This window comes from Flavobacterium sp. GW821-FHT12A05, assembly GCF_058807735.1.
In genome coordinates this window covers 120,275-131,974 of sequence record NZ_JBXAQY010000010.1, presented here as the reverse complement: position 1 = coordinate 131,974, position 11,700 = coordinate 120,275, and the positions used below count along the sequence as shown (strand labels likewise).

At 34.0% G+C, this 11,700-nt stretch carries 7 protein-coding genes; 6 read left to right on the top strand and 1 reads right to left on the bottom strand.

All coding sequences use genetic code 11. The annotated features are described in order from the left end of the window. The first annotated feature begins 15 nt into the window (after nucleotides 1-15). From AC1RRQ_RS21445 to AC1RRQ_RS21425, 5 genes are all read left to right on the top strand, one after another. On the top strand, nucleotides 16-243 hold the full coding sequence (locus AC1RRQ_RS21445) for an addiction module protein (protein WP_493025006.1): 228 nt from the start codon (nucleotides 16-18) through the stop codon (nucleotides 241-243). A 9-nt stretch (nucleotides 244-252) separates the two neighbouring features. Continuing rightward, nucleotides 253-558: a type II toxin-antitoxin system RelE/ParE family toxin gene (locus tag AC1RRQ_RS21440; protein ID WP_493025005.1), complete on the top strand. Its 306-nt coding sequence runs from the start codon at nucleotides 253-255 to the stop codon at nucleotides 556-558. A 414-nt stretch (nucleotides 559-972) separates the two neighbouring features. Beyond that, entirely contained in the window at nucleotides 973-1,701 is a 729-nt protein-coding gene (locus AC1RRQ_RS21435; RefSeq protein ID WP_068845660.1) for an LOG family protein, read from the top strand. Between the two features lie 302 nt (nucleotides 1,702-2,003). Continuing rightward, entirely contained in the window at nucleotides 2,004-4,751 is a 2,748-nt protein-coding gene (locus tag AC1RRQ_RS21430; protein ID WP_493025061.1) for a gluzincin family metallopeptidase, read from the top strand. Nucleotides 4,752-4,940: 189 nt separating this feature from the next. Next, nucleotides 4,941-7,355: an alpha-ketoacid dehydrogenase subunit alpha/beta gene (locus AC1RRQ_RS21425; RefSeq protein WP_493025004.1), complete on the top strand. Its 2,415-nt coding sequence runs from the start codon at nucleotides 4,941-4,943 to the stop codon at nucleotides 7,353-7,355. Between the two features lie 213 nt (nucleotides 7,356-7,568). Here AC1RRQ_RS21425 and kdsB read toward each other — a convergent pair whose 3' ends face one another. Further along, nucleotides 7,569-8,303 carry a 3-deoxy-manno-octulosonate cytidylyltransferase gene (gene kdsB, locus AC1RRQ_RS21420; RefSeq protein ID WP_493025003.1) on the bottom strand — a complete coding sequence of 245 codons (735 nt, stop codon included), beginning with the start codon at nucleotides 8,301-8,303 and terminating at the stop codon, nucleotides 7,569-7,571. Between the two features lie 298 nt (nucleotides 8,304-8,601). Here kdsB and AC1RRQ_RS21415 point away from each other — a divergent pair, with 298 nt between their 5' ends. Then, nucleotides 8,602-11,682, top strand: coding sequence for an amino acid adenylation domain-containing protein (locus tag AC1RRQ_RS21415; RefSeq protein ID WP_493025002.1), 3,081 nt, complete (start codon nucleotides 8,602-8,604; stop codon nucleotides 11,680-11,682). Nucleotides 11,683-11,700: the final 18 nt, after the last annotated feature.

The window sequence follows — 11,700 nt, the reverse complement described above, 5'->3', positions numbered from 1 at the left end:
TTTAAATATAATATTATGAACAGTTTAAATTTAAAAGTAGATTTAGATTTTAAAGAGTTATTAAAGGTAGTAAAACAACTTTCTCCCTCTGAAAAACTTGAACTTAATGATGCCATTTGGAAAGATAATATCGAAATTCCTATTGAGCACCAAAAAATAGTTTTAAGCAGAATTAAAAAGAGTAAAGATTCGCCAGAGAGAATGTTAGATTGGGATAAAGTTTCGGATTTGCCAATTCAATAATTTCTAATAATGTATAATATCAAAATTGATGAAGATGCTTTAAATGATCTTCGTGAAATTGTAATTTGGTATAACAATCAATTGCAAAACTTAGGGTTACGTTTTCATAAACAGGTAAAATCTCAAATTAACTCTTTAAAAAACCAGCCTTACATTTGCGCAATTCGTTACAGCGATATTCGTTGCATGCTTATTAAAAAATTTCCATTTATGATTCATCATTCAATTAATGAAAATTTCAAACTCGTAGAAATTTATTCTATATTTCATACGAGTAGAAATCCTGAAATATGGAACTCAAGATCAAAAAAATAATAGTCAAAGACTACATACGAATTCTTTATCTTAATTCATTTCATGTAATCATTTGATAATGAATCAAAAATAAAGACCTACACATTAAAGAATGTTACATTTAAATTAATAAATAGACATTCTTATGACAATTCTCGAAAAAAGCAGTAATTTAGTACGCCCTTTTTGTCAAAGTTTTTGATTTTGGCATTTTTTTATGGGGTAAAAACAATGTTTCAATTGAAAACTAGTGCCCTAGCCCTGATGGGAGCGGCATCTCCCGATTTAGAAAAACAAGGCTTTTAGCCGTAGTTTTTGTTTATCGGGAATATAGCGGACAGCAGGAAATAGCTCCTTCTCCTTCGACTATGCTCAAGATGACAATTTAAAACGACACAGCTAAAAATAAAAATATAAATAATTAAAATACCTAAAATGAGATTAGAAGATTTTGATAATGATGAGGACAAAGTAATTCAGGACCGTTTGAAACAAAAAACGTGGAATGAAATTAGAACAAACGACAGCTGGGCGATTTTTAAAATCATGGCCGAGTTTGTAAATGGTTATGAAAGCATGGGACGTATTGGTCCGTGTGTATCTATTTTTGGATCGGCGAGAACAAAACCAGATGATAAATATTATTTATTGGCGGAAAAAATTGCATACAAAATCAGTAAAGCTGGTTACGGTGTGATCACAGGAGGTGGTCCCGGAATCATGGAAGCTGGTAATAAAGGAGCGCATTTAGGAGGCGGAACTTCGGTTGGTTTAAACATCGAATTACCTTTTGAACAGCACTTTAATCCTTATATCGACCACGATAAAAACCTGAATTTCGATTATTTCTTTGTGAGAAAAGTAATGTTCGTAAAATATTCGCAAGGTTTTGTGGTTATGCCGGGAGGTTTTGGAACTCTTGACGAAATGTTTGAAGCCATTACCTTAATTCAGACCAAAAAAATTGGAAAATTCCCAATCATCTTAGTTGGTGTTGAATTCTGGTCTGGTTTGATCGAATGGGTAAAAACCGTTTTAGTAGAAAAAATGCATACGGTGAGCCCGGAAGATTTAAACCTATTTAAGATCGTAGACACTGAAGATGAAGTAGTTGATGTTCTGGATAAATTCTACAAGAAATACGATTTAAGTCCAAATTTCTAATGTTATTGAAACATATAAGTGATTTAGGTTAATTTAAGTTAACGTTTTGTAACACTTAAAATAATATGAACTTATAAGCCTTATATGATTAATTACATTAAATCTTACAAAAAATGAAAGCTGTTTTTAAAAAACAGCTTTTTTTTGTACTATTTTTACAGAAAACCAAAACAACTTTATGCTCGTAATTTAAGTATACACCTTAAACTTTTAAGCCATCCTTGAAATCATATTATAAAATTATATTTTTAGTTTTTGTTTTACTTACTTCATTAAAACAATATGCACAACATCAATCTAAGATGGAAGTGGCGGTTAATGTTGAACTTAAAACGCTGAATGTAAAACAGGATATTACCTATTTTAATACTTCAAATGATACTTTGGTTTCGATTGTTTTGAATGATTGGAACAATGCTTTTGCGGATAAAAATACGCCGCTGGCAAAACGTTTTTCGGATGAATTTTACAGAGGCTTTCATTTGGCAAAGGCGATAGAAAGAGGAAATACTACGATTTTAAATCTAACCGATTCAAACTCGATGGCGCTTGAATGGGAAAGAACAGACAAAAATCCTGATTTTATTGTTGTAAGATTAAATAAAAAACTTCATCCTGGAGAGCAAATTGATCTGCATATTACCTATATCTCAAAAATTCCGAGCAGTAAATTCACGCATTATGGATTTGACCAAAACGGAATGAACTTAAAAAACTGGTTTTTAAGTCCGGCGCGATTTGAAAATCATCGTTTTATAAGATACAACAATTTCAATCTTGATGATATTGCAAATGCTGCTGCCAACTATGAAGTCGAAATAAAAGTTCCTAATAATTACACGATTACAACCGATTTAAATTCGGTTTCAACAGACGTTTCTAATGCGGCTTACAGCACTCATTTGTTTTCGGGAAACAATAGAACCGATTTCAATATGTTTATTGAAAAACAAAATAATTTCAAAAGCTATAATAACGGAACGATTGAAGTACTTTCGGATTTAAAAAACAAGAAGATTACCGAAATTCAAAAAGCAATCGTAATTAACAGGGTTGCTGCTTTTGCAGATGAGTTTTTGGGTAAATATCCGCATCAAAAAATTACGGTTTCGCAGGCAGATTATGAAAGAAATCCGTTTTATGGCTTAAACCAGCTTCCGTCTTTCATTAGTCCGTTTTCAGATGAATTTATGTTTGAGGTTACCTTTTTTAAAACCTATCTCAACAATTATTTAAAAAATTCGCTTCGTCTTGATCCGCGAAAAGACAATTGGGTTTATGACGGAATCCAGATTTATGCCATGATGAAATACATGGAAGAAAACCATCTGGACGAAAAAATGCTGGGAAGACTTTCCAGAATGAAACTTTTTAAAAGCTATAATATTACCAATCTGACTTTTAACGAGCAGTACAGCTATTATTATATGCTGATGGCGCGTAAAAACCTGGATCAGCCTCTTGGAGATCCAAAGAATACGCTGATAAAATTCAACGAACAAATTGCGAGCAAATATCGCGCAGGTTTAAGTTTGAGTTATTTAGACGATTATTTAAATCATGATATTGTACCTGAAAGTGTCAGGGAATTTTACAATCTTAACAAAGTACAACAAACCAATCGTTACGATTTTGAAAAAATCCTGATTGAGAAAAGCCAAAAAAATTTAGACTGGTTCTTTAATACCATAATCGATTCGCGAGAAATTATCGATTATAAATTTACCAACGTATCCCGAACTGCAGATAGTGTGAAGTTTTCGATAAAAAGCAAAACGAATATCTACGCGCCAATTCCGGTATATGGTTTAAAGAAAAATGAAATTGTTTTTAAAGAATGGATTGAACCAAAAAGAGCCGATTCTGTTTATCAATTTGATCGAAAACATGCTGATAAGTTAGTAATCAATTATGATAATGAAGTTCCGGAATTTAACCAACGAAACAACTGGAAATCATTAAAAAGTCTTGCGATTACGAATAGACCCATCAAATTTAATTTTGCCAAAGATTTAGAAGATCCGTATTACAATCAGATTTTGTACATCCCAACGCTTACTTATAACTATTATGATGGATTTACTCCCGGAATTCGTTTTCACAATAAAACCATATTAGATAAACCTTTTACGTTCGATATCAATCCTGCATATTCTATAAAAGCGGCCACAATATCCGGTTCATCTGCTTTTTCATGGAGTCAGTATTATCGAAACAGTACTTTATTCAATGTAAGATATTCGCTAAGCCAAAATTATTTTCATTATGCTCCGGATGCTACTTATTTAAGGCTGAACCCTATGGTGCAGTTTAGAATACGCGAAGAGAATTTTAGAGACAATAGAAAACAGCTTATTTTATTTCGTCAGGTAATTGTAAATAGAGAAGCAAGCAAATTTATTACCGATAATTCGAAACCCAATTACTCCATTTTTAACGCGCGTTATGTAAATACAAAAACCGAACTTGTTAATCATTTTAATTTTATGACCGATGTTCAGTTTGCGAGTGGTTTCGGAAAAGTTTCAGGAGAAATTGAATACCGAAGATTATTTGAAAACAACCGCAAAATAAATTTGAGGTTATTCGCCGGAAGTTTCTTGTATAACACAACAAATTCAGATTATTTTAGTTTTGGTTTAGACAAACCAACGGATTATTTGTTTGATTACAATATTTTTGGAAGGTCTGAAACTACGGGGATTTTCAGCCAGCAATATGTAATTGCCGAAGGCGGATTTAAGTCTAAACTTGATCCCGCATTTGCGAACCATTGGATAACGACTTTAAATGCGAGTTATGCAGTATGGAACTGGATTGAACTATACGGCGATATTGGCCTTGTAAAAAATAAACATCAAAAAGAGTACTTTGCTTATGACAGCGGTGTACGTTTAAACCTTGTTCCTGACTACTTTGAACTTTACTTTCCGGTCTATTCTAATAACGGATGGGAAATTTCTCAAACTAAATACAGTGAAAAAATCAGATTTGTGGTCACTTTTTCTCCAAAAACATTAGTCACTCTTTTCACTAGAAAATGGTTTTAATTGAATAAATTTTAATCAAAAACATAAATTATTATCACAAAAAGAATAAAAACAATAAAAATAACATAAATAAACTACGTAGTTTATTGGTTTTAAATACAAATAATTAAATTATATTTATTTTAAAGAATTATGATTATTGATTGTTTTTAAGTAATTTCGCAGACTCAACATGACCACTACAAGATTATGATAACAGAAAAAAGCAATACTACCTTAACATTTGAAGATTTCAGGACTGAAGTATTAAACGACTACAGAATTGCAGTTACCAGCCGTGAATGCAGCCTTTTAGGTCGTAAAGAAGTATTGACTGGAAAAGCCAAATTTGGAATTTTTGGCGACGGAAAAGAAGTACCACAGCTTGCAATGGCAAAGGCCTTTAAAAATGGGGATTTCCGTTCTGGTTATTATCGCGATCAAACCTTTATGATGGCGATTGGCGAATTAACACCAAAGCAGTTTTTTGCAGGTTTATATGGTCATACTGATTTAGCTTTTGATCCAATGTCAGCCGGAAGACAAATGGGCGGACACTTTGTAACGCACAGTTTAAACGAAGATGGATCTTGGAAAGACTTAACAAAACAAAAAAATTCAAGCTCGGATATATCACCTACAGCAGGCCAAATGCCAAGATTATTGGGATTAGCTCAGGCTTCTAAAATTTACAGAAACGTTGACGGAATCACCATCAAAGACAAATTCTCTGTAAACGGAAATGAAGTAGCTTGGGGAACAATTGGAAACGCAAGTACTTCTGAAGGTTTATTTTTTGAAACCATCAACGCTGCAGGAGTTTTACAAGTTCCTATGGTAATGAGCGTTTGGGATGATGAATACGGTATTTCTGTACACGCAAAACACCAGACTACAAAAGAAAATATCTCTGAAATCTTAAAAGGGTACCAACGCGATGAAGACTCAAAAGGATATGAAATCTTTAGAGTAAAAGGATGGGATTATGCTGAATTGGTTTCAACTTACGAAAGAGCCGGCGCTGTTGCCCGCGAAGAGCATATTCCGGTTTTAATTCACGTAAACGAATTAACACAGCCGCAAGGCCACTCTACTTCTGGTTCTCACGAACGTTATAAAAGCGCAGAAAGACTGGCTTGGGAAAGAGATTTTGACTGTATCCGCCAGATGCGTTTATGGATGATTGCTATTAACATTGCATCTCCTGAAGAATTAGCAGAACTTGATTTTGAATTGAAAAAAGAAGTTCTTGAAGCTAAAAAAGAGGCTTGGAATTCTTTCATCAATCCAATTATCGAAGAGCAGCAAAATCTGCTGGCTTTGTTAGAGCAGATTGAAGAAGCAAGTATCAATCATAAAGAAAGAATTAGAAAATATATTACCGAATTAAAAGCTATTAAATCGCCTTTAAAAAAGGAAATGCTTGCAATCGCAAGAAAGATTTTACGCTTTATTGAAGTTCCAAACAGTAAAGTTATTTTATCAAACTGGATTACAAATTATATTGGTGTTACCCAAGAAAAATTCAGCAGTAATTTACATTCTGAATCAGATCAAAATGTGTTTTCTGTTAAAAAAGTACTTCCTGAATACGCAGAAAATGCTAAACCGGATTTAGACGGAAGAATGATTTTGCGTGACAATTTCGATGCTTTGTTCAGCAAATATCCGGAAACTTTGATTTTTGGTGAAGATGTTGGAAACATTGGTGATGTAAACCAAGGTTTAGAAGGCATGCAGGAAAAATACGGTGAACTTCGTGTTGCCGATGTAGGTATTCGTGAAGCCACTATTATTGGTCAGGGAATTGGAATGGCATTGAGAGGTTTACGCCCAATTGCTGAAATTCAATATCTTGATTATTTATTGTATGCAATTCAAATCATGAGTGATGATTTGGCTACTTTACAATACAGAACTGTTGGAAAACAAAAAGCGCCATTAATTATCAGAACCCGCGGACACCGTTTAGAAGGTATCTGGCATTCTGGTTCTCCAATGGGAATGATTATAAACGCTATTCGTGGTATCCATGTTTTGGTGCCTAGAGATATGACACAAGCTGCAGGATTCTACAACACTCTTTTAGAGTGCGACGAACCGGCATTAGTAATCGAATGTTTAAATGGTTACCGTTTAAAAGAAAAAACACCTTTGAATTTTGGTGAGTTCAAAACCCCAATTGGAGTTGTTGAAACCTTAAAAGAAGGTGCAGATATTACTTTAGTTTCTTACGGTTCGACTTTAAGACTGGTTCAGCAAGCTGCAGAGGAATTATTAGTTTTAGGAATTGACTGTGAAGTTATTGATATTCAATCTTTACTTCCTTTTGATATAAATAAAGATATTGTAAAAAGTATCGCTAAAACAAATCGTCTTTTAGTAATTGACGAGGATGTACCAGGCGGTGCTTCGGCTTTCATTTTACAACAAATTCTGGAAGAACAGGACGCTTACAAATATCTTGACAGCAAACCACAAACTCTTGCTGCAAAAGCTCACAGACCAGCTTACGGAACTGACGGCGATTATTTCTCTAAACCTTCTGCCGAAGATATTTTTGAGAAAGTATACAACATGATGAATGAAGTTAATCCTTCTAAATTTCCAAATTTATATCAGTAATTTAGAATGTTTTAGATAATAAAAAGCTCCAAAAAATTTTGGAGCTTTTTTTGTTTTATAGACAAGTAAGGTCATTGCGAGGAACGAAGCAAACTCACTTTCAAAGTATGACGTGATAAAGCAAGTGAGATTGCTTCGTTCCTCTAAATGACCTTAATAATCCGCGCTTTCACAATAGCGAATCCGTTTAATCTGCTTTGAAATTACGAGTAATTAAATATCTTTCAGCATTGCACGAGCCCTTTCTAAATCTTCAGCCGTATCAATTCCAATTCCAACATGCGTTGTTTCGACCATTTTAATGCGTTTTCCAAACTCTAAATATCTCAGCTGTTCCAACTTCTCAGAAGCTTCTAAAGACTTCATAGGAAGGCTGTAAAAATCTAATAAAGCCTGCTTTCTAAAAGCATAAATTCCTATATGCTGAAAATATCTTACCCCAACATTTTTCTCTCTTGGATAAGGAATTACAGATCTCGAAAAATACAACGCAAACTGCGATTGATCGACCACAACTTTTACATTATTTGGATTGTTGATTTCGTCTTCATTTGTGATTTCACGCATTAACGACGCCAAATCAATTTTCTTTTCCTGATCGTTTTTAAAAACAGATATAACCTGCTCTAAAGGTCCGGCTTCTGTAAAAGGTTCATCACCTTGCACATTCACCACAATATCAACATCAAGATTGGCAACGGCCTCAGCAATTCGGTCGCTTCCTGATTCGTGCTCTTTGATACTCATTATGGCTTTTCCTCCGTTAGAAATGATTTCATCAAAAATCAAATCAGAATCGGTTACTACAAAAACATCGTCGAATAAGTTTGTCGAAACCGCTGCTTCATACGTTCTTAGAATTACTGTTTTACCTCCCAGATCCTGCATAAGCTTTGCAGGAAAACGTGTTGAAGCATATCGTGCCGGAATTACCGCTATTATTTTCATTTTTATATCTCTTTTTTAACCAAAACAAATGTAAGTATTCAAAACTAAGTTTAAAAGAAATTACAATACCAATAGGTTTTAACGCTTTTAAACAGGTCTGCTTTATTTTTTCTCTTTTTTAACGAGTATTTTGTAAATATCTGATAAATAACAATTTAGTATTAAAAATTTAGCAGTTTAATTACAAATTGTAAGATTTTTTTCAACTAATTTTATGTGATTTTTAATACAATAACCCCATAACCTATTGTTGCTAAGATTTTTACAAAAACCCAATTCTAACTTAAATTAAGAAACCATGAAAAAGGAAATTAGAATACCAGACAAAAACGATTCTGTAAAGGAAAAATCTCAAAATCAAAACGTAAATGTTGTAAAACTCATTGAAGAAACCGCTTCAGTTTATCCTAAAAATATTGCTGTAATCGACAGTTCAAAAAAGATTACTTATCAAAATCTTAACGAAAGAGCCAATCAATTAGCCCATTATTTAAAGCAAAACGGTATTAAATCAGGCAGTAAAATAGGAGTTTGCCTTCCACAATCCATTAATCGTATTATTGCCTTTTTAGCCATTTTAAAAACTGGAGCTGCTTATTTACCAATCGACGGCGATTTACCACTGGCCCGAATACAGATGATGACTGCCGATTCCGAAATTGATATAATGCTCACCACAACTTCTTTAACAGATAAAATAAAGAGTACCAAAACGACCTTTACAATTTTAGACTTACTCATTGAAAACGACTCTTTCAAACAATTATCAATAGAAAATTTATTAACTCCTATTCTACCAAATGATCCGGCGTACATAATTTATACTTCCGGAAGCACAGGAACACCAAAAGGAGTTATAATTGGTCATCATTCGTTCGCTAATTTTGTACAATTTCAGTCTGATCTTTTGAGTTTATCAAACAAAAATACTACCCTTCAATTTGCTTCTCCTAGTTTTGATGCGGCCATAATAGACATTTGGACACCTCTTATCAAAGGTGCTTCGATTTATTTATATCCAAATAATAAAATTGTTGGCGAACCGCTTTTAGACTTTATTGTACAACACAATATCGATACCATTCCGTTACTGCCGCCTATGGTTTTAGCTTCACTACCTCACAACAGACCAATTGGAAATCTTAAAACAATAGCAATTGGCGGTGAAGCCTGCAGTGAAAACACGGTAAAAAACTGGTATAAAAAAGTTCGGCTGATTAATAGTTACGGACCAACTGAAGCCACGGTAGCTGTGAGCAATTACGAATTTAGAACAGAAGTAAATCCGAGGATTATAGGAAGTGCAATGCCTTTTGCTGCTTTATTGGTTTTAGACGAAAACTTAAGCATCTCAGACAAAGGCACTATTGGAGAACTTTACATTGGCGGTGATCAATTGGCACTTGGTTACTTAAATCGTCCGGCTGATACCAAAAAAGTTTTTATCACTACTCCTAAATGGCTTTTGAAATTCACAAATTACAAAGAAACGCTTTATAAAACAGGAGATATGGTTTTATTGAGGGAAGATGGGAATTTAGAATTTTACGGCCGAAAAGACGATCAGGTAAAAATAAGAGGTTACCGAATTGAATTGGCCGAAATTGAGCACAACATTTCAAAACTGCCTCAAATTTCGCAGGCTGCACTAAAAGTTCATAAAAAAGAAAACGGACTTCCTGCTTTAATTGCTTTTATCCAGCTGCATACACAAAAAGAGGATGAAACAAAATCGCTGCAAAACATACGGGCAAAACTGCAGCAAATTATGCCAGCCTATATGCTTCCGGATAAATACATCGTAATCGACAAAATGCCCTTGACACATGCCGGAAAAATTGACAAATCGATATTAGAAATTCCGGAGAATCAGATAAAAAGCAGTACAACCCCAAAATGGAAAGACGACAATCTTACCGAAATTGTAAAACACATCTGGAAACATTTATTATCGCTTACGGCTATAGAAGATGAGGATGATTTTTTTGAATTAGGTGGTCATTCACTACTTCTTGCCCAGCTTCATACCAAACTTCCGGAACCTATTCGAAACCGAATCAGTCTTCCGGAACTTTACATCTTCACCACTATTTCGTCGTTTGTAAAAGAAGTTGAAAAGCGAATGGCGGAAACAGAAGTTTCTCAAAAACGAAAAGCAGAAGAAATGGTCCATGAATTAATTAAAGATGCTGAACTGCATATCGATTTTACAATAAAAGATGTACCTGATCCTATAGTTTTAAAAAATCCGAATTCAATTTTTCTAACCGGTGTAACGGGTTTTGTGGGATCGCATTTATTAGAAGAACTGCTGCTTCATACTACTGCCAAAATTTACTGTTTAGTTCGAGCCGAATCTCAAAAAGAGGGATTAGAACGAATGAAGCAAACTTTTGCAAAATTTAAACTGTCCTGGTCCGCTAAATATGAGGATCGTGTTATCGCTATGATTGGCGATTTGTCGCTGCCTCTTTTTGGTATGAATAAAGAGAATTACAATTTTATAACCGAAAACATAGAAGTTATTTACCACTCCGGAAGTTCTGTAAGCTACGTTCAGCCTTATCCATTAATTAAAAAATCGAATATTGACGGTCTGCATAATGTGATTGATCTTGCTGTTACCAAAAAAATAAAATATTTGGTTTTATTGTCGTCAATGGGCGTTTTTAGCTGGGGAAGACCTTTTACAAAAAAAACGTGGATGTATGAAGATGATACAATCGACCAAAATATAGCCGCCGTATCGCGTGATTTAGGCTATATCAAAACCAAATGGGTAATGGAAAGTATTGCCGAAAAAGCCAAAATGAAAGGTCTGCCTATCATTAATTTCAGGTTAGGATTTGCCGTCTGCCACAGTACTTCGGGCGCTACCGTTATGAATCAATGGTGGGGAGCATTAATTAGAAGTTGTGTCAAGCTTAAATCATTTCCGCTGGTTATGGGTTTAAAAGACGAATTAACAACAGTAGATTATATGTGCAAAGCTATTACGCATATCAGTAAAAAGAAAGAAGCCGTTGGTCTTAATTTTCATCTTTCTCCGATGGCCGAAAATGATGTTTCTTTAACTGATTTCTGCTCAAAAATGAACGAGTATTACAATATAAACCTCGAAGGAATGGAATATCATCAATGGCTCAATCAATGGAAATATGACAATAACCTGCCTATTTATCCTTTACTAAGCCTGTTTACAGAAGATGTACACGAAGGAAAATCATTAGTAGAAGCTTATGAAAATACGTATTATTACGACCGAAGCAATACCAAACAATTTTTAGCCGATTCTAATTTGAACCCTCCGGTATTCGATAAAAATCTTATGACGCCTTACTTAGAATTTATGGGTGTGTTTGAAGAAGTAAAATCATAAAACCAATGGGATAATAGT